The sequence below is a fragment of the Pseudomonas sp. A0308 genome, from assembly GCF_044218815.1.
Lineage (GTDB): Bacteria > Pseudomonadota > Gammaproteobacteria > Pseudomonadales > Pseudomonadaceae > Aquipseudomonas > Aquipseudomonas iridis.
This window is the reverse complement of the sequence record NZ_CP162581.1, coordinates 4,503,033-4,527,216: the sequence shown is the minus strand read 5'-3', so window position 1 is coordinate 4,527,216 and position 24,184 is coordinate 4,503,033. Positions and strand designations below refer to the sequence as shown.

Sequence of the window (24,184 nt, the reverse complement as noted above, 5' to 3'; positions counted from 1 at the left end):
TGAGCACTACCGAACCTGTGGGAGCGAGCCTGCTCGCGAAGGGATCATCAGCCTCGCTGAAAGATGATCAGGACTTCGGAGCTTTTTCGTAAAGCGGCATCACCTTCGGAATCGCCGCCTGCAACGAAGCAATCCGGCTGGTCGACGCCGGGTGTGTACTCATGAACTCTGGCGGCGAACCTTCCGACGCCTTGCTCATCTTGTTCCACAGAGTGATCGCGGCGTTCGGGTTGTAGCCGGCGCGAGCGGCCAGCTCCAGGCCGATCAGGTCGGCTTCGTTTTCGTTGGCGCGGCTGTTAGGCAGGGTCATGCCGTAATTGGCCACGGTATCGGCCAGCGCCAGGCTGTCCTGGCCAAGACCGAGCAGTGCGCCCGCGCCCTGTTTGGCCATTTCAATGCCATAGGCCTTGGACATCGCTTCACGACCATGCTCGCGCAGAGCGTGGGCAATTTCATGGCCGATGATTGCGGCGATTTCATCGTCGGTGAGTTTCAGTTTGTCGATCAGCCCGGTGTAGAAAATGATCTTGCCGCCAGGGCCGCAGTTGGCGTTGAGCTCGTCGCTCTTGATCAGATTGACTTCCCACTTCCACTGCGCCGAATCGGGGCGGAAATTCGGTGCCTGGGCAATCAGACGGCTGGAAATAGCCTGAACCCGCTTGGCGTCGCTGCTGGTCTTGTCCAGCACACCCTTGGTCGACGCCTCGCCCACGGTCTTCTGATAGGACTGGGCATACATCTGATCGACCTCTTGCGAGGACAGCATGCTGAACATGTATTGCTTGCGCTCCACACCCACGGCGCCGCCGCTGGTGGTGTTGACCGACTGACAACCGGCCAGCAACAGCGCTGCGCTCAGTGCACTTACAACCAATGTCTTGTTCATTCAAAAGCTCCCTGAAAACCTGTCGCGTATCGTAGGTGGGTAATTGTATTGGCGCCAGATACAACGGACGTGTTGCAGCGACTTTCAGATATATTCCGCAGAGCAAAAGCCCCCCAGCCCTCTCCCTGAGGGCTGGGGTGAGAGGCTTTTGATTCAACCCGGAGTCAGACACTCCGGCCCATTGAGTTTCGGATCATTGACCATGTTCGCCAACACCCGCTCGCGCAACGCGGCGGGTTCACTGGCGAGCAAGGCTTGCAAGGCATGCAGCGGCGTCGCGGGATCAAGCCACGCAGCCTGCCCCGCCTCATCCAGAATCAACGGCCGGCGCTGACTGGCCGCTGATTGAGTGATCACCGCCGTGCTCAACCACACCTGCTCCTGCACCGGGTACGCTTCCCAGATCGCCGCAAAAAACAGCGAAGCCCCCTCGCCCGGCGTCAGCCAGTACGGGCGCTTGCGCTGGGTGCCGCGCCATTCATAAAAGCCGTTGGCCGGCAGCAGGCAGCGACGCAAACGCAGCGCCTCGCGAAACATCGGTTGCTCGGCCACGGTTTCGGCGCGGGCATGAGCCGGAGTGCGTGACAAGTCCGTCAACCACGGCGGCGTCAGCCCCCAGCGGGCGCGGGCCAGCGTGCGCTCGCCGCCTTCACCGGCACGCAGCATCAATACCGAATCGTTGGGGGAAATGTTCCACTGCGCCATTTGATCGGCAGGAAAACCTGGCAGAGCCGCGAAGTCGCGGTTCCAGCGAAACAGGGCATAACGTCCACACATGGGGCAACACGACTCAAAAAATAAAACGAACGCCAGCCTAACAGACCAGCGTACCGGGGAAGCTCTCCGGTTCGTCGCCGGGCAGCGGCAGCGCGGCATTGTACGCGGTGATCAGTTCGAGGGCGTATTGGGCCTGATCGTTATCGACCGACAGCCCCAGCAACCCGAAAATCGGCAACTCGCCCGCGCCGCCGAGCAAATCCCGGCCCACCAGATGCGCCTCGATACCTTCGCTGGCGAGCATGCCCTTGAGCATTTCGCCTTCCAACAGGTTTTCCGGTTCGTAGATCCGCTGCATGGGCGCCCCTCACTCGTTTTCGCTGAACACTTCCAGATGCCATTCCTCACCGTGAACCTGCAATACAAACGTGATCGGGCGACAACACACCTGACAGTCCTCGATATAAGTCTGATCGCCGCCGGACAAGTCCACTGACGTCTCGACCTGCTCCCCACAATAAGGACATTCATACAGTGCAGCTTCCAGCATCGCGGTCTCCCAAGTGACTTGTGCGTATAATCGCCGGTCTATTTGCAGGGCTATTTTTGTCTGGCTATTTTTTCAGACCGTGCCCCGTTGGTTTTCGATCAAAACCTTTACTTACCCTAGCCGTTTCCAACAAGAGAGCATGATGGGCGAATTCGATGCCATCCGACCTTACGACGACAGCGAAGTACCCGTGGTACTGGCAAGACTGCTCGGCGACAAGGCGTTTCTAGATATCCTCACCCACTTCCGCTTCCCGCGTTTTGCCGGTCCTTTCGGCTGGATGCTCAAACCACTTATAGCCCATCGGCTGCGTCGTGAGTTTGCCGACGTGACATCGGTGGCAACTTTGCAGGACAAAATCGAGGCGTACGTCGACCACACCATCGAGCGCGCCACCGACGGCGTGACCTACACCGGGGTCGAGCAATTCAAGTCCGGCAGCGCGTATCTGTTCATCGCCAACCACCGTGACATCGTCATGGACCCGGCCTTCGTCAACTACGCCGTGTACCACGCCGGCCTGCCGACGCCGCGTATCGCGATTGGTGACAACCTGTTGCAGAAGCCGTTTGTCAGCGACCTGATGCGCCTGAACAAGAGTTTCATCGTGCATCGCTCGATCACCGGGCGTCGCGAGAAAATGGCCGCGTATCAGTTGCTGTCGGCGTACATCAACCACTCGATCCGCAATGATTGCGCCTCGATCTGGATTGCACAGGCCGAAGGCCGGGCGAAGGATGGCGACGACCGCACCGAGTCGGCGATCCTCAAGATGTTCCACATGAGCCGCAAGGACGAGCCGTTCGGCGAAGTGATTCAGTCGCTGAACGTCACCCCCGTGTCGATCAGCTACGAATACGATCCGTGCGACCAGGCCAAGGCCCGCGAGCTGTACATCCGCGCCACCACCGGCACCTACAGCAAAGTGTCGGGCGAAGATGACGTGAGCATTGCCAAGGGCATTACCGGCTATAAGGGCCGGGTGCACGTGAACTTTGCCGCGCCCATTACCGAGCTGTTTGAAGACACCAAGCAATTGGCAGTCGAAATGGACAAGCAGATTCTCGGCGGCTACCGGTTGTTCCCGGTGCATTACCTGGCGTATGCGCAGTGGGCCGATGCTGATCCGCAACTGAATGTGCCGAAAGCTGCCGAGGTGTTCCCGGCGGATGAGCTGGCCAAGGCGCAGGAAGAGTGGCAGTCACGGCTGGACGCTTGCCCTGAAGAGCATCGTCCGTATCTGGTGCTGCAATATGCAACGCCGGTGCGTAACCAGTATCGGGTCAAGGCTGGGTTGCCGTTGTAAGCGGCTTCGATCCGACGCAAAAACGGCGCCCTCGGGCGCCGTTTTTTTTGCCTGACACCACATGACGGTGGCGAGGGGTTTTGCATTCAATTCAGAATTGGGTGCTGATCCAGGAAATGACCAGCGCCAAGCCCAGGCAGGCAAAACCGAAGCGATAGAAAAAGCGGTTCATGCGCAACGTCGACCAATCGAGGATCGGTTCAGCGTTCGGCTGAGCCTGGCGCTGCGCGGCGATGCTGGCCGATGCGCGTTGTTCGCGGCGGCGGGTCGCGTGCAGCAGCCAACTGCCGGGGAACGCCAACAGCAGCGCCAGCAGATTGATCAATTTGGCGGGATGGTTGGTAAACAGCGTCATCAAATGCAGCGACATCACAGACCTCAAACTTAATCAGTGTGGCAGACGCCAGACAGACGACCGCGCCAGGATTCTACCGAAACCTGTCCGCGACGCCTCTCCTTTACGACAAATAACCCGGCAATCGACCGATGGCTGTCCTGTGTCACGGCTTCGTCATGTGGATGCACCACCATGCGCGCCTCGAAACACACATGGAACGCGTCATGCTTCACGCTGAAAACCAGGATCGTCTGTACCTCATCACCCCCTACGACGAGCAGCAAAGTCTCGTTGGCAGCCTCGCCTTCAATGTTCAGGATCGTCATTGGCTGGTGTATTGCGCGCTGGGCGGGCATCAGCACGCGGATTTGCCCGAGACAGATTTGCTGACGGGGGTTAGCGTTCTCGATTTTTATTCGCAGGCTGCCTGAACGATACGCCCCCTGTAGGAGCTGCCGCAGGCTGCGATCTTTTGATTTTGATTGTTTGAAAACAAGATCAAAAGATCGCAGCCTGCGGCAGCTCCTACAGGGATGGGGGTTATGCAGGTAGTGATGTAGGCATGAAAAAGCCCGGAGACATCACTGGTCCCGGGCTTTTTCACATCAGGCGACCCGCTTATTCAGCCAGAACCTGACCCACGGTCGGATCCTTGAACAAACGCGTCAGCGCATCGCTCAACACATCGCTGACCAGTTTGGTATTGGTTTCCTGGTTCGGCGCCATGCCGAAGCGCTGGTCCAGCGAAGCACCGTAACGGCCGCTGTAGCGACGGTTGGCGTTCTGCACGTCAGAGCGGAAGGTCGCGCCGATGGTCGCCTCAGTCACGTACATGCCTTCTTTGGGCGACTGATACTTCAGTTCGGCCAGGGTCACAGTCAGTTGCGGAGCGTTGGGCGCGTTGTTGGTCGGGGTGAACCCGAGCAAACGCACGGCGGCTTCAGCCTGAGCCTGCAACTTCGGCAGGATCTGCTCGCGCTGTACAGTAATGGCACTGGTCTCAGGATACAGACCGCCACGGGTGCCCAGAGTTGGCGACGGACGACCGTCAACCACACGCACGACGACTGGCTGGCCACGGCCGACCGCAGGCAATTGCGTGGTCAGCTTCGGTTCCGGACTCAGTTGTTGCGGGCTGTGGGCGCAGCCGGCCAGAGTCAAACCGGCCACAGTGATCAAACCGAACAACAGGCGTTGCAACATGCTTTTCTCTCCAGAATCAGGCACAAACAGGCCGGCAGTATAGCGGTGGGCCACTGCGGGTAACCAGCACCGCACAATGAATACTGAAATGTCTGACAAACCCCGTCGAAAGCGGTTCCTGTCACAGATTTTTCACCCGCCATACATGTACACGTCACGGCTGGTCGGCATCCTTCAAATCAGTCCTCCAACAAGGTACTCGGCCATGCGTTATCTGATCTCGTTGTTCGCGCCACGCCCGCTGCATCGCAGCTTTGCCCTGCTCGACCGCAACGGTCACTGTCAGGCCTTCAAGCAGTGCAGCCTGCAGCCGATGGGCGATGGCTGGGTGGAAATAGAAGAAATCCGCCTTACCTGGTTGAACCAGCCGCTGCCCGCGAGCGCCCGGGTCGTACCGCGTCAAATGCGCGCACGGGCGCAGGTGCAGTTGAGCATCTGACCGGATGCCTAATAAAAGTCATTAAACTCGACCAACTCCGCGCATTTCTTCGATACAATCTCCCCCCGATTATAAGGACGTCTCCTGATCGGGCCCCGCAACACCGTCAATGCGCTTGCATTGGCATCCAAAATCGCCCACAGAGAGTCGCCCACACAGATCGAGTGAAGTTGGCGCGCTTGCCTGTTCTTCCGGCAAAACCCCCGCTTTTCGCGAATCTGCAGAGCTGTCATGACGCTCGGCCACCGCGTTGTTTTGCCTTTGCGGGCAGGGTGCCAGGCTTGGACAGCCCTTTTTTGAGGTTCACGTCTTCAAAAGAGCGTGAAAAAAACGGGTTTTCACAACTTCACAAGAGTGTGGCGAGCAAATGAATAGTTTTGCGTCTGAACATGCACCATTAGCGTCTGAAACAGCCCAACGACACAGGACCGGGTATACCTCGAATACCGGAGCCTGAAGCCTGTCCGCTACGGATTTGGTTGCACAAAAACGGATGTCTCGACCATAAGTCGAATTGCCAGCCGGGCGCTGAAATGAGTTCATGGAGCTCTGGAAGCCACGCCGCACGCATCCGTCAAAGTTGCGAAAAATTGCGAAGATTCGGACATGGCGAACCTGACCACGGATAGCCGGGACATAATTGACCTGTCCCTGAATGCCTGGCAGCCATGCCGACAATTTGGTGCTGCAGATTTTGGAGACGCGTTAAATGGCGCATAACGAAGCAGTCGATGTAGTACTGGTTGGGGCCGGCATCATGAGTGCCACCCTTGCAGTGCTGCTCAAAGAGCTCGATCCGGCGATCAAACTGGAAGTTGTCGAGCTGATGGACTCCGGTGCTGCGGAGAGTTCCAATCCGTGGAACAACGCCGGTACCGGCCACGCTGGCCTGTGCGAGCTGAATTACACGCCGCAAGCGGCCGACGGCAGCGTCGATATCAAGAAAGCCGTGCACATCAATACCCAGTTCGAAGTGTCCAAGCAGTTCTGGTCGTACCTGACCAAAAAAGGCACCTTCGGCTCGTGCAAATCCTTCATCAGCCCGGTGCCGCACCTGAGTTTCGTGCAGGGCGACAGTGGCGTGTCCTTCCTCAAGTCACGCTTCGATGTGCTGAGCAAGCACCACGCCTTCGCCGACATGGAGTACACCGAGGACAAGGCCAAAATGGCCGAGTGGATGCCGCTGATGATGCCGGGCCGCTCGCCGGACGAAGTGCTCGCCGCGACCCGCGTGATGAACGGCACCGACGTCAACTTCGGCGCCCTGACCAATCAGTTGCTCAAGCACCTGACCAGCGCTCCCGACGCCCAGGTCAAATACTGCAAGCGCGTCACCGGCCTCAAGCGTAACGGCAGCGGCTGGACCGTCAGCATCAAGGACGTCAACAGCGGCAGCAGCCGTGAAGTCGATGCCAAATTCGTCTTCCTCGGCGCCGGTGGCGCGGCCCTGCCATTGCTGCAGGCTTCGGGCATCGAAGAAAGCAAAGGTTTCGGCGGCTTCCCGATCAGCGGCCAGTGGCTGCGTTGCGACAACCCGCAAGTGGTCAAACAGCACCAGGCCAAGGTTTACAGCCAGGCTGCCGTAGGTTCGCCACCGATGTCGGTGCCGCACCTGGACACCCGCGTGGTCGATGGCAAGAAATCCCTGCTGTTCGGGCCATACGCCGGTTTCACCACCAAATTCCTCAAGCACGGTTCGTTCATGGACCTGCCGCTGTCGGTTCGCGCCGGCAATATCGGGCCGATGCTGGCGGTGGCAAAAAACAACATGGACCTGACCAAGTACCTGGTCAGCGAAGTGATGCAGTCGATGGAACAGCGTCTGGATTCCCTGCGCCGTTTCTACCCGCAGGCGAAAGCCGAAGACTGGCGCCTGGAAGTGGCCGGCCAACGGGTACAGATCATCAAGAAAGATCCGAAAAAGGGCGGCATCCTGCAATTCGGGACCGAACTGGTCGCGGCCAAGGATGGTTCCCTTGCGGCCCTGCTCGGCGCATCGCCAGGTGCATCGGTGACCGTTTCGATCATGCTGGAACTGATCGAGAAGTGCTTCCCGGGCAAAGCGTCCGGCGAGTGGGCTGGCAAACTGGCGGAAATCTTCCCGGCCCGTGAAAAGGTTCTGGAAACCGATGCTGCGCTGTATCGCAAGATCAACACGCAGAACAACATCGCCCTGGAACTGGTTGAAGAAAGCAGCGAGACGCCAAGCTACGCTTGATCGTGCCGCATAAAAAACGCCCCGCAGCTCAGTGAGTGCGGGGCGTTTTTTTATGCCTGCCAAAAAGCAAAAGATCGCAGCCTTCGGCAGTTCCTACAGGGTGAACACTAATCCTCTGTAGGAGCTGATCTTGTCTTTAGACCTTAACCGCGAGCCTTGTCGATCAGCTCGATGTATTCCGGCGCGTTGCGTTGATCGCGGATCTGATCAACAAACGTCTGGCCCTGCTCGTCCTTGCCATCGACGTCGTACCCTGCCGCCACAAAGAACGTCAGAAACCGCTCGAAATCGTCGATTCGCAGACCACGGTAAGCCTTGATCAGTTTGTGCAACGACGGCGAAGTGGCGTCGACCGGTTCAAAATAGAGGAACAGCTTGATCTGCTCATCGCCGATCTCGTCACCAATCACTTGTTTCTTATCTTTACGCATTGCCGACTCCAGCTCGCAGACATGACACGGGGCGGGCAGTTTACCCCTGCCCTGCCGCTCGGCTCAACGCGCACGCACGCTGCCGGTGTGCAAATCGGCCCAGATATGGCCGTTGGCGTAACTGAGGAATTGCACATAGACGGTGTCGTTGCGCAGCAGATCAATCACCACACGGTATTGCGCCAGCGGATAAAACAGCGTCAGGGTTTTGCTTTTGTCGTCATAGAGCGGTTTTTTCAGGCTTTTGCTTTCGCCATCGAAGCTGACCAGCACCTGAGTGACTGTCGCGCCTTTGTTCAGGGATTTGCCCTTGAGGCGGATCATCAGTGGCGAGGTGACCGGAATCGGCTGCTGATTGGACTGGCGTTGCGCGCCGACCACCACCGAATAGTCCGTGACCTGCATCAGTTGCTGATGTTCGGGCTCGGCATCGCGCAGGGTCAGATCGTCCGGCGGCAGGAACTGGCTGTGCATTGGCGCGGCGGACAAAGGCAGGCTCAGGGTGAGCAATAGGGCGGCAAGGCTGCGAATCAAGAGGCTCATGGCAGGCTCCGGAAGGCGGGGCCGAGCACTCTAGCATGGGATTAAAAGCAAAAGATCGCAGCGTTCCGCAGCTCCTACAAGGTGTACATCAATCCCTTGCAGGGGCTGCGGAACGCTGCGATCTTTTGATCTTGCTTACATGCCTTTAACGGCAAAGATCCCGTTGGCGTTACGCCAGTAGCCTTTGTAGTCCATGCCGTAACCGAAGATGTAACGGTCGATGCACGGCAGGCCGACGAAGTCTGCTTTCAGGTCAGGACGTGCCTTGCGGTCGTGATCCTTGTCGATCAGCACGGCGGTGTGCACTTTGCGCGCGCCGGCGTGTTTGCAGTAATCGATGATCGCGCCAAGGGTGTGACCTTCATCGAGGATGTCGTCGATGATCAGCACGTCACGGTCAAGAAACGAGACTTCTGGCTTGGCCTTCCAGAACAGATCGCCGCCGCTGGTTTCGTTGCGATAACGGGTCGCGTGCAGGTAGGACGCTTCCAGCGGAAAATGCAGATGAGTCAGCAGCTTGCCGGAAAAAATCAGCCCGCCGTTCATCACGCAGAACACCACCGGGTTGCTCTCGGCCAGTGTTTCGTTGATTTGTGCACCGACGCGGGCAATGGCGGCCTCGACTTCAGACTCGGTGTACAGGCAGTCAGCCTCTCGCATGATTTGACGGATATGCTCGAGATCAGCGGACATGGCGCTCTCCGGGGGGTGGTTGAAGGGGGGTATAGTCGCGAAAAGCGGGCAAAGGTACGCATCTCGCACGGCTGAATCAAGCCTTTATGGACTAACGTACTCTATGTCCTATAGGACATCACCCTCGGATAGATTAATCTAGGCCGGTTTTTTTGCCCGCCGCCGGAGCCTTTCCCCATGTCCATCCAAGAGATCCGCCATCCGCTGATCCGTCACAAACTTGGCCTTATGCGCCGCGCAGACATCAGCACCAAGAATTTCCGCGAGCTCGCTCAGGAAGTCGGTGCGCTGCTGACCTACGAAGCTACTAAAGACCTGCCGCTGGAAACCTACGATATCGAAGGTTGGTGCGGCACCGTGTCGGTCGAGAAAATCGCCGGCAAGAAGATCACTGTCGTGCCAATCCTGCGTGCCGGCATCGGCATGCTCGAAGGCGTGCTCAGCCTGATCCCGGGTGCCAAGGTCAGCGCTGTGGGTGTTGCCCGCAACGAAGAAACCCTGCAAGCCCACACCTATCTGGAAAAACTGGTTCCGGAAATCGACGAACGTCTGGCGATGATCATCGACCCGATGCTCGCCACCGGCAGCTCGATGGTTGCAACCATCGACCTGCTGAAAAAGGCTGGCTGCAAGGAAATCCGCGCGATGGTGCTGGTTGCTGCGCCGGAAGGCATTGCCGCTGTAGAAAAGGCTCACCCGGACGTGACCATCTACACCGCCTCGATTGACGAACGTTTGAACGAACACGGTTACATCATCCCAGGGCTTGGCGATGCCGGTGACAAGATCTTCGGCACCAAGCAGAAGGACGCGTGACCATGCAACAAGAGTTCAACGATCCGCTCTGGCGCACGGTGCTGTCCGGCGCCCAGATGCTGTTCGTGGCTTTCGGCGCTCTGGTGCTGATGCCGCTGATCACGGGCCTAGACCCGAACGTGGCACTGTTTACCGCAGGTCTTGGGACGATTCTGTTCCAGATCGTCACTGGCCGTCAGGTGCCGGTGTTCCTGGCGTCCAGCTTTGCATTCATCACCCCGATCATTCTCGCCAAGGGCCAGTTCGGCCTGGCCGCGACCATGGGCGGCGTGATGGCGGCCGGTTTCGTCTACACCTTTCTTGGCCTCGCCGTGAAGATCAAAGGCACCGGTTTCATCGACCGTCTGCTGCCGCCAGTGGTCATCGGCCCGGTGATCATCTCCATCGGCCTGGCCATGGCACCGATTGCCGCGAACATGGCGATGGGCAAGGCTGGCGACGGTTCCGAACTGATCCATTACCAGACTGCAATGATGATCTCGATGCCAGCGCTGCTGACCACGTTGATCGTGGCAGTGTTCGGCAAAGGCATTTTCCGTCTGGTGCCGATCATTTCCGGCGTACTGGTCGGATTCGCCATGGCGTTCTATTTCGGTGTGGTCGATACCGCGAAAATTGCCGCAGCACCGTGGTTCGCGATCCCCCACTTCACCGCGCCGGAGTTCAACTGGCAGGCGATTCTGTTCATCGTTCCAGTGGCATTGGCCCCGGCGATTGAACACATCGGCGGCGTGATTGCAGTCGGTAGCGTGACCGGTCGTGACTATCTGAAGAAGCCGGGCCTGCATCGCACCCTGCTCGGTGACGGCATCGCCACCACCGCAGCCGGGATGTTCGGCGGCCCGCCTAACACCACCTACGCCGAAGTGACTGGCGCAGTGATGCTGACCAAGAACTACAACCCGAAAATCATGACCTGGGCGGCGATCTTCGCCATCAGCCTGGCGTTTGTCGGCAAGTTCGGCGCGCTGCTGCAAAGCATCCCGGTACCGGTGATGGGCGGGATTCTGTGCCTGTTGTTTGGTTCGATCGCGGCAGTGGGCATGAACACCCTGATCCGCCACAAGATCGATCTGGGCGAAGCACGCAATCTGGTGATTGTTTCGGTGACGCTGGTGTTCGGGATTGGCGGTGTGCTGGTTGGCACTGGCACCGGTCCGGACGACTTCGGCCTCAAAGGCATCGCGCTGTGCGCGGTGGTGGCGATTGCGCTGAACCTGCTGCTGCCGGGCAATGATGGCTGGAAGAACAAGAAGGCGGATGAGCCGCTGCTCTAAGGCTTCAAGATGTTTATTGCCTGACAGATAGCTTTCGCGAGCAGGCTCGCTCCCACGGGGTTCTTCAGCACACTGAAGATCAAATGTGGGAGCGAGCCTGCTCGCGAAGCTTTTGGCTTTAAAGGGCCAAAGGCGCTCTTTCGCAAAGAGTGGCCAACGCCTTCGCCCATTGCGGGTCGTCATTCAGGCACGGCACCAGCACCAACTCCTCGCCCCCCGCTTCGCGGAACTGCTCCTTGCCGCGATCGCCAATCTCTTCCAGCGTCTCGATGCAATCGGCCACAAACGCCGGGCACATCACCAGAAGCTTCTTCACACCGCTTTTCGCCAACTCATCCAGCCGCGCTTCGGTGTACGGCTCGATCCACTTGGCACGACCCAATCGCGACTGAAACGACACCGACCATTTGCCGTCCGCCAGCCCCATGCGCTCGGCGAACAGTGCCGCCGTGCGCAGGCATTGCGCGCGATAGCAGGTAGCCAAAACCGCTGGGGATGCGTTCTTGCAGCAGTCTTCGTTCTTGAAACAATGCTGCCCGGTCGGATCAAGCTTGGTCAGATGCCGCTCCGGCAAACCATGGAAGCTCAGCAGCAGGTGGTCATAGTCCTGCTGCAAATGCGGCCTGGCGCTGGCGACCAGCGCGTCGAGGTATTCCGGCTGATCGTAGAACGGTTGCAGGATCGACAGCTTCACATCGAGGTTCTTGGCACGAATTACACGCCGGGCCTCTTCGATCACCGTGGTCGTCGTACTGTCGGCGAACTGTGGATAAAGCGGCGCCAGCGTGATGCGCTTGTGCCCTGCCGCGACCAGCCTTGTCAGGCACGTTTCAACTGAAGGCTCGCCGTAACGCATCGCCAGGTCGACCGGGCCATGCTTCCACTGCGCCTTCATCTGCTCTTGCAAGCGACGGCTGAGCACCACCAGCGGCGAACCCTCCTCCCACCAGATCGAGGCGTAGGCGTGGGCGGATTGCTCGGGTCGCTTGATCAGGATCAGCGACACCAGCAAACGCCGCACCGGCCACGGCAGGTCGATCACGTACGGATCCATCAGAAATTGATTGAGGTAGCGGCGTACATCGGCCACCGAGGTGGAGGCCGGGGAACCCAGGTTGACCAGAAGCAAGGCGTGATCGGTCATGCAACGTCCTATTTCAGAGGCGGCTGGAGAGATCATCCAGAGCCGCGCGTAAATCCGTGAACTGGAAACTGAATCCCGCTTCCAGCAAGCGTGCCGGCGTGGCCCGTTGGCCACCCAGCAACAGCAATGACAACTCGCCAAGACCGACCTTCAGTGCCAGGGCCGGCATTGGCATGAACGCCGGACGATGTAAAACACTGCCCAGCGTCTTGGCAAATTCGCGATTGCGCACAGGTTTTGGCGCGCACGCATTATAAGGACCACTGGCCTCATCACGATGCAGAAGAAAATCAATCAGGGCGATTTGGTCGTCGATATGAATCCAGGGCATCCACTGCCGGCCATTGCCCAGAGGCCCGCCCAATCCAAGTTTGAACGGCAGCAACAGCCGCGACAAAAAGCCGCCCTCGGCCGACAGCACCAGACCGGTTCGCACCAGCACCACGCGAATGCCCAACGCCTCTGCGCGCTGGGCAGTCTCCTCCCAGGCAACGCACAACTGACTGGCGAAATCGTCGATTACTGGCGGTGAGTCTTCGGTCAACTCGCGCTCACCACCGTCGCCGTACCAGCCGATGGCCGAACCCGAAATCAGCAGCGCCGGTTTCTGCGCGCGTTTTTCGAGCCACGCCAACAAGGTTTCCGTGAGCGTGATGCGGCTGCTCCACAGCAACGCTTTACGTCGATGGGTCCACAGTCGGTCGGCAATCGGCGCGCCAGCAAGATTGATGATTGCGTCGACGGGTTCTTCGCCAAGCTCTTCCAGCCTTGTAATGCCGCGCACCTGCGTCCCGCAGATTTTCGCGACCGCTTCCGGGCGTCGACTCCAAACCGTCAGGTGATGCCCCTGCCCCGACCAGTGTCGACAGAGTTGACGCCCGATCAAACCAGTACCGCCGGTCAGCAATATGTGCATGACATCTTCCTCGCGTGGCGTTTTACCCGGATCACTAGTCTATTTTTAAAAGCAGGGATCTTTTCTATCGGGCAGGTTCTATTGTTTAACCATAGGCCAAGCTGCCAGAACGAGAACGCTAGAAGTTATACCAAAAAACAAAATTGTACAGGTTTCAACGACGGCGTAGTCTGTACAGAAAGGTAAACGAGGCCCCTATGACTGTACCTATCGCAATCATCGGCACCGGCATCGCCGGACTCTCGGCGGCTCAGGCTCTTACGGAGACTGGGCACACCGTCCAATTGTTCGATAAAAGTCGCGGCAGCGGCGGACGTATGTCGAGCAAACGCAGCGACGCCGGTTCGCTGGATCTGGGCGCGCAATATTTCACCGCCCGTGATCGGCGTTTTGTCACCGAGGTACAGCGCTGGCAAAGTCAGGGCTGGGTCGCCGAGTGGACACCGCAGCTCTACACCTTCCAGGGCGGGCAACTGAATCTGTCGCCGGACGAGCAGACCCGCTGGGTCGGTGCGCCGCGGATGAGCGCCATCACCCGCGGCTTGCTCGAGGGGCTGGAGGTGCAATTTGCCTGTCGGATTACCGAGGTCTATCGCGGCGAAGAACATTGGCATCTGCAAGACGCCGAAGGCTTCACCCACGGCCCATTCAGTCATGTCGTGATCGCCACGCCGGCACCGCAAGCTACCGCGCTGCTGGCCGCCGCGCCGAAACTCGCCGGTGCCGCCGCCGGGGTAAAAATGGACCCGACCTGGGCCGTCGCCCTCGCCTTCGATACGCCGCTGGATACTCCGATCGAGGGTTGCTTCGTGCAGGACAGCCCCCTCGACTGGCTGGCGCGCAATCGCAGTAAACCGGGGCGCGACAACACCCTCGACACTTGGGTACTGCACGCCACCAGCGCCTGGAGTCGACAGCACATCGACCTGCCCAAGGAAGCGGTGATCGAGCAACTGCACGGCGCGTTCGCCGAATTGCTGCACAGCGCGATGCCCGCGCCGACCTTCAGTCTCGCCCATCGCTGGCTCTATGCACGTCCGGCGACGGGCCACGAATGGGGCACACTGGCGGATGCTGATCTGGGCCTGTATGCCTGCGGCGACTGGTGTCTGTCCGGACGCGTCGAAGGTGCCTGGCTCAGCGGCCAGGAAGCTGCCCGCCGCTTGCATGAGCACTTGCAATGAATCGCATCAACCCACGCAAATTGCTGCTGTCGAAATGGACAGCAGCCCACCCGCAAAACCGTGAAAAACATTTCCTGGTGACTGAGCTGATTTGCGATGAAGAGGGCACGGTGCTCGAAGTCGAGTTGCAGGCGGTGCTGACCAAGCGCGTCGAACGATTCGATTGGCATGCTTTACAAAACAACGCCCAATGGAAAATCGGCTGGCTCATGTAAGAGCTGCCGAAGACTGCGATCTTTTGATCTTTGCTTTTCAAAACTCCCAAATCAAAGACAGGATCAAGAGATCGCAGCCTGCGGCAGCGTCTACAGAAAAACTTATACAAATGATTTGACTTGTACAGCTATGAATCTATGCTTAGGAAATGTTGTACAGAGATCAATCTCTGTACAGGTATAGATTCGAGAGGTATCCATGTCAGACCTTTCCATGTCCCGGCCGAAGATCGCCATCAGTGCCTGCCTGATGGGCGCCGAGGTTCGCTTTAACGGCGGTCACAAGGAATCACGCCTGTGCAGCCGCACCCTCGCTGAACATTTCGAATTCGTGCAGCTGTGCCCGGAAGTCGCCATCGGCATGGGCATCCCCCGCGAACCGATCCGTCTGGTTGGCGATCCGCAAAGCCCGCAAGCCGTCGGCACTGTCAATCCCTCGATCAACGTTACCGCGCCTCTGGCCGAGTACGGCGAGAAAATGGCCGGCGAACTCAATGACATCTGCGGCTACATCTTCATGCAGCAATCACCTTCCTGCGGTCTGGAACGGGTCAAGGTCTATCACGATAACGGCGCGCCGGTGAATGGCGGTGGCCGGGGCATCTACGCGCAGGCCTTCTGTGCACGGCACCCGGACTTGCCGGTGGAAGAAGCCGGACGCCTGAATGATCCGGTGCTGCGTGAAAACTTCATCACCCGGGTTCTTGCCTACAGCGCCTGGCAGCAAGTGCTTGCCCAAGGCCTGAGCCGCCGTGTGCTCACCGAATTCCACTCACGCTACAAATACCAGCTGATGGCGCACAACCCGCTGCAATACAAGGCGCTAGGCAAGCTGCTGGGCAACATGGCGCAGAGCGACCCTGCCGAACTTGGCCCGCGTTACTTCAGCGAATTGATGGCAGCGCTAAAAAAATGTGCGACCCGCGGCACCCATAGCAATGTTCTGCAGCACATCACCGGCTACTTGAAACAGGCAATCAGCGCCGAAGACAAGCAGGAGATGGTGCATGTGATCGGCCAATATCGTTTGGGCATCGTTCCGCTCGTGGTACCGCTGACCCTGCTCAAGCATCACTTTCGCCAACACCCCGATCCGTACATTGCGCAACAGGTTTACCTGCAACCGCACCCGGAAAATCTCAGCCTGCGAAACTTGATTTGATGAACGTGAGCCCCGACACCAGCGCCCAAGAAGACCTCGGCGCCGATTTCAAGAAAGCCCTCGACGATGGCTGGTTGCCGATCCGCGAAGTGGCGCGGCAAACCGGCGTCAATGCGATCACGCTGCGTGCGTGGGAACGGCGCTATGGTCTGATCGTCCCGCAACGCACGCCCAAGGGTCATCGGCTGTATTCGGCCGAGCACGTGCAGCGCATCCTGACGATCCTCACCTGGCTCAACCGTGGCGTCGCGGTCAGCCAGGTCAAGCCGCTTCTCGACACTGCGCAAGACCTCGGCGAGTCGGTGGAAAACGATTGGCAACGCTTGCGCCAGACCCTGCTCATGGCCGTTACGCAACTCAATGAACGGACCATCGACGACAGCATCAATCAAGTCATGGCGCTGTATCCCCCGCGCACGCTGTGTGAGCAGTTGCTGGTGCCGCTGCTGGCTGAACTTGAACAGCGCTGGCAGGGCCAGTTCGGCGCGCAGATGGAACGGGTATTTTTTTATTCGTGGTTACGCAGCAAATTTGGCGCGCGCATCTACCATAACAATCGTCAATTGCACACCGCGCCACTGTTGCTGATCAATCATTCCGACCTGTCACTGGAGCCTCATCTGTGGCTGTGCGCGTGGCTGGTCAGCAGCGCTGATTGCCCGGTGCAGGTGTTTGACTGGCCACTGCCGTCCGGAGAGCTGGCACTGGCGGTCGAACACCTGCAAGCCCGCGGCGTACTGCTGTATTCCAGCAAAGCCATGCAGCTTGCGCAGTTGCCAAAACTTTTGGCTGGCGTCACTTGCCCGAAAATCATCGTCGGACCAACGGTTTGCATCCACCAGGCCGAGTTGTCCGCAAAAACCTTGGAAACTGCTGATTTGTACCTGGCTGAAGATCCACTTTCAGCACATCAGGCTCTCGTTCAGCGTGGGCTGATTTAATGGACGCGACGACGACCGATATGCAATTGATCTGGCTGCGCAGCGACTTGCGCCAACATGACAACACCGCACTCGCGGCTGCCGCAGCGCGCGGTCCGACTGTTGCCGTGTATCTGCTGAGCCCGCAGCAATGGCAAGAACATGACGACGCGCCCTGCAAGGTCGACTTCTGGCTGCGCAATCTGCACGAACTGAGCAAAAGCCTCGGCCAACTGAATATTCCTCTGTTGATCCGTACGGCGACGCATTGGGACCAGGCGCCGGCAGAACTGTGCAAACTGTGTCGCCAACTGAATATCAAGGTCGTGCACGTCAACGAAGAATATGGCTTGAACGAGAGCCGGCGCGATGCGGCCGTGGCCGAGGCATTGCGGGCCGAGGGCATCGAATTTCACAGTTATCTCGATCAATTGCTGTTCAAGCCTGGCACCCTACTGACCAAGACCGGGACTTACTTCCAGGTGTTCAGCCAGTTTCGCAAGGTCTGCTACGAACGCCTGCATCGCTCGATTCCGGCGTTGGTGCCCGCACCCGGCAAACAGTCGGCACTGGATATCGGCAGCGATCCGATTCCTGCATCCGTCACCGGCTTCGCCACGCCAAGCGAAACCTTGCGCGATCTGTGGCCTGCCGGTGAGAAAGAAGCCAGGCGCCGCCTCGATACCTTCGCCGACGCCCAAATCGATTACTACAAAAGCGAACGCGACTTCCCGGCCAAGCCCGGCACCAGTCAGCTGTCAGCGTACCTGGCCGCTGGCGTGGTTTCGCCACGCCAATGCCTTCACGCCGCCCTGCAAAGCAATCAGGGTGAATTCGAAAGCGGCAAAGTCGGCGCTATTACCTGGATCAATGAGCTGTTGTGGCGCGAGTTCTATAAACACATTCTGGTCGGCTATCCACGGGTTTCGCGCCATCGCGCCTTCCGTCCGGAAACCGAAGCGCTGGCCTGGCGCGACGCCCCGGAAGAACTCGCGGCGTGGCAAGAGGCGCGTACCGGACTGCCGATCATCGATGCGGCGATGCGCCAATTGCTCGAAACCGGCTGGATGCACAATCGCCTGCGCATGGTGGTGGCGATGTTCCTGACCAAAAACCTGCTGATCGACTGGCGCGAAGGCGAGCGGTTTTTCATGCGTCATTTGATCGATGGTGATCTGGCGGCGAACAACGGCGGCTGGCAATGGAGCTCGTCGACCGGCACCGATTCGGCGCCGTACTTCCGCATTTTCAACCCGTTGAGCCAATCGGAAAAATTCGACAGCGAGGGCCTGTTCATCAAGCACTGGCTGCCAGAACTCGCCGACCTCGACAAAAAACAGGTGCATGACCCGGCCAGTGCCGGCGGCTTGTTCGGCGTGGCGAATTATCCGAAGCCGATCGTCAACCTCAGTGCATCGCGGGAGCGGGCGCTGACTGCGTTCAAGAACCTGCCCTCCCGCCAACCAGCCGGGGTCGATCATGAGTGAATTCCTGCGCAGCTTCGCCCGGCAATTTTCAGCGCTGAACAAAGACAACCTGCAACGTCTGGGCGAGTTGTACAGCGATGACATTCACTTCACCGACCCGTTGCATGAAGTTCAGGGGCTGGCGCAGCTGCGCGATTACTTCGCAGAGCTGTACGCCAACGTCAGCGAGCTGCGTTTCGATTTTCACGGCTACGACCAGATTGGCGAGGGTGAAGGCTACCTGCGCTGGGTCATGAGTTATCGCCACCCGCGTCTGGCCAGTGGTCGGGAGATCCGCGTCGGCGGCTGCTCGCACTTGCTGTGGCGCGACAAGGTTTATCGTCACCGGGATTATTTCGATGCCGGGGCGTTGCTATATGAGCACTTGCCAATATTGGGCCGGGTGATCGCCTGGCTGAAAAGGAGAATGGGATGAGTCGTACACCTCCACGGCGTTATTGGTTGACGGGGGCCAGCAGTGGCATTGGCGCAGCATTGGCAGAGAGCATCCTCGCCACCGGCGCGCACCTGGCCGTCAGTTCGCGCCAGGTCGCCGCGCTCAAAGTGTTGTCGCAACGCTATCCGGGACAAGTGCTGGTGGTGCCGGGCGATCTGACCAATAGCCAGACCGTGCGTGAAATCGGTGAGCAGATCGCTGAGGACTGGGGGTCGCTGGACACAGTGATCCTCAATGCCGGCACCTGTGAATATGTCGATGCCCGGCAATTCGACTCTTCCATCGTCGAGCACGTGGTACGCACCAATCTGCTCGCCAGCGCCTACTGCATCGAAGCCGCCCTGCCGCTACTGCGCAAAGGCACCGCGCCGCATCTGGTGGGGATGGCGAGTTCGGTCACTTACCTGCCGCTGCCACGGGCAGAAGCGTACGGCGCGTCAAAGGCCGGGCTGCGCTATCTATTCGAATCGTTGCGCATCGACCTGGCGGATGAGGGCATCGAAGTCACGGTCATCAGCCCCGGTTTTGTCGAAACACCGCTGACCGCCAGGAACGATTTCCCGATGCCGCTCAGTTGGCCTGTGGATAAAGCTGCGCGGCATATCTTCGCCAAGCTCAAGGATCGCCCACTGGAGATCGCCTTCCCGGCGCTGTTCATGGCCGCGCTGTGGCCCTTGTCGAAACTGCCAACGGGTCTGCAACTGGCAATCGGTAAACGCATGGTGCGCAAACCGCCACCGCAGCGAGATCCAGTATGAAAATTGCCATTATCGGCAGCGGTATCGCAGGACTCACCTGCGCCCATCTGCTCAATCGACGACATGACGTCACGGTGTTCGAAGCCGGCGACTGGGTCGGTGGCCACACGCACACGGTGCAGGTCAGCGTCGAAGGTCGCCAATATGACGTGGACACTGGTTTCATCGTGTTCAATGACTGGACCTACCCGAATTTCATCCGCCTGCTCGGCCAGCTCGGCGTGAGCTTCAAACCGACCGAAATGAGCTTCTCGGTCAACGATCCGGACAGCGGCCTGGAATACAACGGCAACAACCTCAACAGCCTGTTTGCCCAGCGGCGCAATCTGCTGTCGCCGGGATTCTGGGGCATGCTGCGCGACATTCTGCGATTCAATAAAGAAGCCCAGCGCGACCTCAACGAGCTACGCATCGACGCCGACATGACCCTGGATGATTACCTCAAGGCCGGCGGCTACGGCGAGCGTTTCATCCTGCATTACATCGTGCCGATGGGTGCCGCGATCTGGTCGATGCCGATGGCCGAGATGCTCAATTTTCCGCTGCAATTCTTTGTGCGCTTCTTCAAGAATCATGGCTTGTTGTCAGTCAGTGACCGGCCACAATGGCAAGTGATAGAGGGCGGTTCCAGCGCTTACATCGCGCCACTGACCGCCGCGTTCAAGGACAGGATTCGCCTCAATTGTCCGGTGAAGCGAGTAGACCGCGACGAACACGGCGTGGTTATCCACAGCCCGGCGGGGATCGAGCACTTCGACAAAGTGGTGTTCGCCTGTCACAGCGATCAGGCCCTGCAAATACTGGCCAGCCCGAGCGAGGCCGAACGCGCGATCCTCGGTGCCCTGCCCTACGCCGACAACGAAGTGGTGTTGCACACCGACACGCAACTGTTGCCCACGCGCAAACTGGCATGGGCCAGCTGGAACTATCGCCTGAGCGGTACTGGCCATACTCACGCGGCCGTCACTTACGACATGAACATTCTCCAGGGCATCGAAAGCGATACCACGTTCTGTGTCAGCCTCAACCAGAGCGCCGGCATCAACCCAAACAAAGTGCTGGCCCGCTTCACTTATGCCCATCCGCAGTTCAGCCTCGCGGCGGTGGCGGCGCAGAACCGCTGGGCCGAACTGGATGGCGTCCAGCACACGCACTACTGCGGCGCTTATTGGGCCAACGGTTTTCATGAGGACGGTGTGGTCAGCGCACTGCGCGTGGCGGCCGCGTTCGGGGAAACCCTATGAACAGCGCCCTCTACAGCGGCTGGATCGGCCATCGGCGCTTCTCCCCGCGCCGACACGAATTTCGTTACCGGATTGGTTTGCTGTACCTCGATCTGACAGAACAGGACGCGTTGTTCGGCCTGTCGGCGCTGGCCAGCCGCAGTCGCTTTGCGCCGTTTTCCTTTCGCGAGACCGACTACCTAAAGGCCTTCACCGGCACCGGCATGCGCTTGATCGACGCCGTGCGCCAGCAGGTCGGCATCGCCATCGGCCATGAACCGCAAGGGTCGGTGTGCCTGCTCACGCAACCGCGCAGCTGGGGGCTGGCGTTCAATCCGGTGAGTTTCTTTTATTGCCATGAGGCCGACGGGCAACTGGCGGCGATTGTCTGCGAAGTCACCAACACACCGTGGCGCGAGCGCTATCACTATGTGTTGCCAGCGCGCGCGCCAATCGATCCGCAGAGCGCTCATCAGCATTTCGCGGTAGCCAAGGCCTTTCATGTTTCACCGTTTCTGCCGCGCGATCTCGAATACCGCATGAGCTTCAGCCCCGCCGCACAAACCCTCGGCGTACACATGGCCGACTGGCAGGGCGAGCACAAACTGTTCGACGCCACGCTCAACCTGCAACGCGAAACGCTCGACCGTCAGAGCCTGCACCGCTACTTGCGACGCTTCCCGTGGATGACCGCAAAAACCGCTCTGGCGATCTATTGGCAAGCCGTACGACTGCTGTTCAAACGCGCTCCGATCTTTTCTCATCAGGCTGCTGACGGCAGCTTTCAAACCGCCACCGTGCCTACCAAGGAACACCGCCATGAAATCCTCTAGTCTGTCGGTCAGTCGGCTCAGTGCCAACGGCTTGACCGGTTCGCTGCTGCGTCGTGGCGTGCTACGGCAAATGGCCCGGCTCAAACACGGTCAGCTTGTGGTGGTCGAGGATGGCGAACGGATGCTGTTCGGCGCACCCGGCAGTGCCTTGGTGGGCGAGATCCACATACTCGATGCCGCCGCCTGGGGCATGGTCGCCAGTAACGGCTCGATCGGTGCAGGCGAGGCGTTTATCCACGGCTATTGGAGCTCGCCGGACTTGACCGCCGTGGTGCGAGTGTTCGTCAGCAACCTCGAAGTTCTCGATGCGATGGAAGGGGGACTGGCTCGTGTCGGCCGACCACTGGTGCAAGGCTTGCACTGGCTCAATCGCAACACGCGCAAAGGCTCCCAGAAAAACATTGCCGCGCACTACGACCTCGGCAACGAGCTGTTCGAACAGTTTCTCGACCCGACCATGATGTATTCGGCGGCGCAGTTCCTGACCCCCGAAGACAACCTGGAACAGGCGCAACTGAACAAACTGGAGCGCATTTGCCAGAAACTCGCGCTCAAACCCAGCGATCACCTGCTGGAAATCGGCACCGGCTGGGGCAGCATGGCGCTTTACGCGGCGCAAAATTACGGCTGTCGCGTGACCACCACCACGTTGTCGAAAGAGCAGTACGCGTTTACCGCAAAACGCATCGAACAACTGGGCCTGCAGGATCAAGTGACGTTGTTGCTCAAGGATTACCGTGACCTCACCGGCGAGTACGACAAACTGGTGTCGATCGAGATGATCGAAGCGGTCGGCCACCGCTTCCTGCCGACCTACTTCAAGCAATGCGCGCAGTTGCTCAAGAGCAACGGCCTGATGCTGCTACAGGCGATCACTATCCGCGAGCAGCGTTATGAGCAAGCCAAGCGCGGCGTGGACTTCATCCAGCGCTACATCTTCCCCGGCGGCGCCCTGCCCTGCGTGCAGAAGATGCTCGAAATCGTTGGCCGCGACACCGACATGAACCTGCTGCACATGGAAGATTTCGGCTTGCACTACGCCAAAACCCTGCGCCTGTGGCACGAGAATTTTCGCCGCGCCCATGGCCGCTTGAGCGAACTGGGCTACGACGATTACTTCCTCAGGTTGTGGGAGTTTTACCTGTGCTACTGCGAGGGTGGCTTCCTGGAGCGCACCATCGGCACCGCGCAATTGTTGCTGGCCAAACCGGCCGCCATGCCCGCGCCGCTGCTCGGACGCTTCGATGCTTAAGCAGATCGCCAATGCCGCGCTGTTCCAGATCGGCTGGCTGGCCTGCGTGCTCGGCGGCAACAGTTTGTGGCTGTTGCTGGCGCTGGCGGTGCTGGTGATTCATCTGCTCTGGATCAGCAGCTGGGCGGCGGAGGGACGTTTGATCCTCAGCGTGGTGATTGTCGGTACGGCGGTGGACAGCGTTTTGCGCAGCCTCGGTGTGTTCGCGTTCGAGGATTCGTCACCGCTGATTCCGTTGTGGCTGATGCTGCTATGGGCGTTGCTGGCGACCACGCTGCGCCACTGTCTGCAATGGACCGCACGGCCATGGTGGCTGGCCAGCGTGCTGGGGGCCGTCGGTGGTGCGCTGTCGTATTACGGCGGTGGGCGCCTGGCCGGCGTGCAATTTCCCTACGGCGAGCTCGCCAGTCTGATCGGCATCGGCCTGCTTTGGGCGTTGCTGTTCCCGCTGCTGCACCTGATGGCTCGACGCTTGGCTCATTGAGCGTCTGTCAGAGCGTTCACACACGCAGCATCCACTGCCTTACACTGCCGCCCATGAAGACCATTCCCCACCAACAAATCGCCGAACCGGCGGTCACCTGTTCGACCTGCGCAGCCTGCTGCTGCCAGCTCGAAGTGATGCTGATCACCGACACCGGCGTGCCTGATCGTTTTATCGATACCGATGAATGGGGCGGCGAAGTGATGCTGCGTCTGGACGACGGCTGGTGTGCGGCGCTGGATCGCGACACGATGATGTGCACGATCTATGAGAAGCGTCCGCTGATCTGTCGCGAGTTTGAAATGGGCGCACCGGAGTGCATCGAAGAACGCCGGGGCATTGCCACGGTATATCGCTGATCTTTCAACGAGCCTGTGCGATGAACCGCCATCGCTCAGCCACCTGTTTCGTTTCAGGTCGATGACCGCTGGTGGCAAACGAACCAGGCAAAAACCTGCTGCCCTGCAGGTCAATCAGTTCCTACGCGTGTTGCCGTCATTTCCTGCCGCCCCTGTCTGCGCTTCTGATCTCATTCAGTATCTCCAGTCGATATCGTTCACGTCCTCGTTCGAGGGTGCTGATTGCGTCAAGACTCACCGCAAAATAACGCCGATATTCGACGGCTTTATCTCGGTATCAGTTTGAGCAGGCTGGTCGATTGCTTGCCCGTCTGGTGCGCAACGATCGACAGCAGAATCGCTCCCAACACGTCAATCGGCAGGATGCCGAAACACCGAGCCTCGCAAGCGCCGAG

General features: G+C 59.2%; 29 protein-coding genes. 18 read left to right on the top strand and 11 right to left on the bottom strand.

The genetic code is table 11. The annotated features are described in order from the left end of the window. Positions 1 to 67 precede the first annotated feature (67 nt). From AB4P92_RS20980 to AB4P92_RS20965, 4 genes are all read right to left on the bottom strand, one after another. The gene (locus AB4P92_RS20980) at positions 68 to 886 is read right to left on the bottom strand and encodes a M48 family metallopeptidase (protein WP_042561020.1); all 819 of its coding nucleotides are present in this window, start codon (positions 884 to 886) and stop codon (positions 68 to 70) included. Between the two features lie 153 nt (positions 887 to 1,039). Beyond that, the gene (locus AB4P92_RS20975) at positions 1,040 to 1,663 is read right to left on the bottom strand and encodes an SOS response-associated peptidase (protein ID WP_395598087.1); all 624 of its coding nucleotides are present in this window, start codon (positions 1,661 to 1,663) and stop codon (positions 1,040 to 1,042) included. A gap of 37 nt (positions 1,664 to 1,700) precedes the next feature. Further along, on the bottom strand, positions 1,701 to 1,961 hold the full coding sequence (locus AB4P92_RS20970; protein ID WP_047303124.1) for a putative signal transducing protein: 261 nt from the start codon (positions 1,959 to 1,961) through the stop codon (positions 1,701 to 1,703). A gap of 9 nt (positions 1,962 to 1,970) precedes the next feature. Continuing rightward, positions 1,971 to 2,153, bottom strand: a complete 183-nt coding sequence (locus tag AB4P92_RS20965; RefSeq protein ID WP_042561023.1) for a CPXCG motif-containing cysteine-rich protein — start codon at positions 2,151 to 2,153, stop codon at positions 1,971 to 1,973. Between the two features lie 142 nt (positions 2,154 to 2,295). Here AB4P92_RS20965 and AB4P92_RS20960 point away from each other — a divergent pair, with 142 nt between their 5' ends. Next, positions 2,296 to 3,459: a 1-acyl-sn-glycerol-3-phosphate acyltransferase gene (locus tag AB4P92_RS20960; protein WP_200892968.1), complete on the top strand. Its 1,164-nt coding sequence runs from the start codon at positions 2,296 to 2,298 to the stop codon at positions 3,457 to 3,459. Positions 3,460 to 3,550: 91 nt separating this feature from the next. Here the strand turns inward: AB4P92_RS20960 and AB4P92_RS20955 are convergent, their stop codons facing one another. Then, positions 3,551 to 3,829: a hypothetical protein gene (locus AB4P92_RS20955; RefSeq protein WP_042561025.1), complete on the bottom strand. Its 279-nt coding sequence runs from the start codon at positions 3,827 to 3,829 to the stop codon at positions 3,551 to 3,553. 191 nt (positions 3,830 to 4,020) lie between these two features. Between AB4P92_RS20955 and AB4P92_RS20950 the strand changes: the two genes are divergently transcribed. Beyond that, positions 4,021 to 4,227 (top strand): hypothetical protein, encoded by a 207-nt coding sequence (locus AB4P92_RS20950; protein WP_008083982.1) that lies wholly within the window; start codon positions 4,021 to 4,023, stop codon positions 4,225 to 4,227. A 187-nt stretch (positions 4,228 to 4,414) separates the two neighbouring features. Here AB4P92_RS20950 and AB4P92_RS20945 read toward each other — a convergent pair whose 3' ends face one another. Next, on the bottom strand, positions 4,415 to 4,999 hold the full coding sequence (locus AB4P92_RS20945; protein ID WP_007912832.1) for a YajG family lipoprotein: 585 nt from the start codon (positions 4,997 to 4,999) through the stop codon (positions 4,415 to 4,417). A 205-nt stretch (positions 5,000 to 5,204) separates the two neighbouring features. Between AB4P92_RS20945 and AB4P92_RS20940 the strand changes: the two genes are divergently transcribed. Continuing rightward, positions 5,205 to 5,438, top strand: coding sequence for a hypothetical protein (locus AB4P92_RS20940; RefSeq protein WP_042561026.1), 234 nt, complete (start codon positions 5,205 to 5,207; stop codon positions 5,436 to 5,438). Between the two features lie 709 nt (positions 5,439 to 6,147). Beyond that, positions 6,148 to 7,656 (top strand): malate dehydrogenase (quinone), encoded by a 1,509-nt coding sequence (mqo, locus tag AB4P92_RS20935; protein WP_047303131.1) that lies wholly within the window; start codon positions 6,148 to 6,150, stop codon positions 7,654 to 7,656. A 143-nt stretch (positions 7,657 to 7,799) separates the two neighbouring features. Here the strand turns inward: mqo and AB4P92_RS20930 are convergent, their stop codons facing one another. From AB4P92_RS20930 to AB4P92_RS20920, 3 genes are all read right to left on the bottom strand, one after another. Beyond that, on the bottom strand, positions 7,800 to 8,087 hold the full coding sequence (locus tag AB4P92_RS20930; protein ID WP_395598086.1) for a PA4642 family protein: 288 nt from the start codon (positions 8,085 to 8,087) through the stop codon (positions 7,800 to 7,802). A gap of 63 nt (positions 8,088 to 8,150) precedes the next feature. Next, positions 8,151 to 8,630: a hypothetical protein gene (locus AB4P92_RS20925; RefSeq protein ID WP_042561029.1), complete on the bottom strand. Its 480-nt coding sequence runs from the start codon at positions 8,628 to 8,630 to the stop codon at positions 8,151 to 8,153. 135 nt (positions 8,631 to 8,765) lie between these two features. Next, positions 8,766 to 9,323: a hypoxanthine-guanine phosphoribosyltransferase gene (locus tag AB4P92_RS20920; protein ID WP_042561030.1), complete on the bottom strand. Its 558-nt coding sequence runs from the start codon at positions 9,321 to 9,323 to the stop codon at positions 8,766 to 8,768. Between the two features lie 177 nt (positions 9,324 to 9,500). On the opposite strand from AB4P92_RS20920, the gene upp reads away from it, so the two are divergent. Beyond that, positions 9,501 to 10,139 carry a uracil phosphoribosyltransferase gene (gene upp / locus AB4P92_RS20915; protein WP_042561031.1) on the top strand — a complete coding sequence of 213 codons (639 nt, stop codon included), beginning with the start codon at positions 9,501 to 9,503 and terminating at the stop codon, positions 10,137 to 10,139. 2 nt (positions 10,140 to 10,141) lie between these two features. Continuing rightward, positions 10,142 to 11,416, top strand: a complete 1,275-nt coding sequence (locus AB4P92_RS20910) for a uracil-xanthine permease family protein (protein WP_261736007.1) — start codon at positions 10,142 to 10,144, stop codon at positions 11,414 to 11,416. Positions 11,417 to 11,534: 118 nt separating this feature from the next. Here the strand turns inward: AB4P92_RS20910 and hemH are convergent, their stop codons facing one another. Next, a complete protein-coding gene (gene hemH / locus AB4P92_RS20905) occupies positions 11,535 to 12,560 on the bottom strand; it encodes a ferrochelatase (RefSeq protein ID WP_042561033.1) in 1,026 nt (341 codons plus the stop codon). Positions 12,561 to 12,573: 13 nt separating this feature from the next. Beyond that, a complete protein-coding gene (locus AB4P92_RS20900) occupies positions 12,574 to 13,476 on the bottom strand; it encodes a TIGR01777 family oxidoreductase (protein WP_395598085.1) in 903 nt (300 codons plus the stop codon). A 197-nt stretch (positions 13,477 to 13,673) separates the two neighbouring features. On the opposite strand from AB4P92_RS20900, the gene AB4P92_RS20895 reads away from it, so the two are divergent. From AB4P92_RS20895 to AB4P92_RS20840, 12 genes are all read left to right on the top strand, one after another. Continuing rightward, positions 13,674 to 14,660: an NAD(P)/FAD-dependent oxidoreductase gene (locus AB4P92_RS20895; RefSeq protein ID WP_047303137.1), complete on the top strand. Its 987-nt coding sequence runs from the start codon at positions 13,674 to 13,676 to the stop codon at positions 14,658 to 14,660. Continuing rightward, positions 14,657 to 14,875, top strand: a complete 219-nt coding sequence (locus tag AB4P92_RS20890; protein ID WP_042561036.1) for a TIGR02450 family Trp-rich protein — start codon at positions 14,657 to 14,659, stop codon at positions 14,873 to 14,875. The genes AB4P92_RS20895 and AB4P92_RS20890 overlap by 4 nt, the downstream gene beginning before the upstream one ends. A gap of 199 nt (positions 14,876 to 15,074) precedes the next feature. Continuing rightward, positions 15,075 to 16,037 carry a YbgA family protein gene (locus AB4P92_RS20885; RefSeq protein WP_395598084.1) on the top strand — a complete coding sequence of 321 codons (963 nt, stop codon included), beginning with the start codon at positions 15,075 to 15,077 and terminating at the stop codon, positions 16,035 to 16,037. Next, positions 16,037 to 16,978: a MerR family transcriptional regulator gene (locus AB4P92_RS20880; RefSeq protein WP_042561038.1), complete on the top strand. Its 942-nt coding sequence runs from the start codon at positions 16,037 to 16,039 to the stop codon at positions 16,976 to 16,978. Before AB4P92_RS20885 ends, AB4P92_RS20880 begins: the two co-directional genes overlap by 1 nt. Before the next feature lie 20 nt (positions 16,979 to 16,998). Then, complete coding sequence (gene phrB, locus AB4P92_RS20875; RefSeq protein WP_395598083.1) at positions 16,999 to 18,444, top strand: deoxyribodipyrimidine photo-lyase; 1,446 nt, start codon at positions 16,999 to 17,001, stop codon at positions 18,442 to 18,444. Further along, on the top strand, positions 18,437 to 18,859 hold the full coding sequence (locus AB4P92_RS20870; protein ID WP_395598082.1) for a nuclear transport factor 2 family protein: 423 nt from the start codon (positions 18,437 to 18,439) through the stop codon (positions 18,857 to 18,859). Before phrB ends, AB4P92_RS20870 begins: the two co-directional genes overlap by 8 nt. Next, entirely contained in the window at positions 18,856 to 19,638 is a 783-nt protein-coding gene (locus AB4P92_RS20865) for an SDR family oxidoreductase (RefSeq protein ID WP_042561041.1), read from the top strand. The genes AB4P92_RS20870 and AB4P92_RS20865 overlap by 4 nt, the downstream gene beginning before the upstream one ends. Further along, positions 19,635 to 20,882: an NAD(P)/FAD-dependent oxidoreductase gene (locus AB4P92_RS20860; protein ID WP_395598081.1), complete on the top strand. Its 1,248-nt coding sequence runs from the start codon at positions 19,635 to 19,637 to the stop codon at positions 20,880 to 20,882. The genes AB4P92_RS20865 and AB4P92_RS20860 overlap by 4 nt, the downstream gene beginning before the upstream one ends. Further along, a complete protein-coding gene (locus AB4P92_RS20855; protein WP_042561043.1) occupies positions 20,879 to 21,694 on the top strand; it encodes a DUF1365 domain-containing protein in 816 nt (271 codons plus the stop codon). Before AB4P92_RS20860 ends, AB4P92_RS20855 begins: the two co-directional genes overlap by 4 nt. Beyond that, positions 21,681 to 22,946 (top strand): cyclopropane-fatty-acyl-phospholipid synthase family protein, encoded by a 1,266-nt coding sequence (locus AB4P92_RS20850; RefSeq protein ID WP_115148156.1) that lies wholly within the window; start codon positions 21,681 to 21,683, stop codon positions 22,944 to 22,946. Before AB4P92_RS20855 ends, AB4P92_RS20850 begins: the two co-directional genes overlap by 14 nt. Then, positions 22,939 to 23,430 (top strand): DUF2878 domain-containing protein, encoded by a 492-nt coding sequence (locus AB4P92_RS20845; RefSeq protein ID WP_261736011.1) that lies wholly within the window; start codon positions 22,939 to 22,941, stop codon positions 23,428 to 23,430. Before AB4P92_RS20850 ends, AB4P92_RS20845 begins: the two co-directional genes overlap by 8 nt. A 53-nt stretch (positions 23,431 to 23,483) precedes the next feature. After that, complete coding sequence (locus tag AB4P92_RS20840) at positions 23,484 to 23,789, top strand: YkgJ family cysteine cluster protein (RefSeq protein ID WP_042561046.1); 306 nt, start codon at positions 23,484 to 23,486, stop codon at positions 23,787 to 23,789. The last annotated feature ends 395 nt before the right edge of the window (positions 23,790 to 24,184 follow it).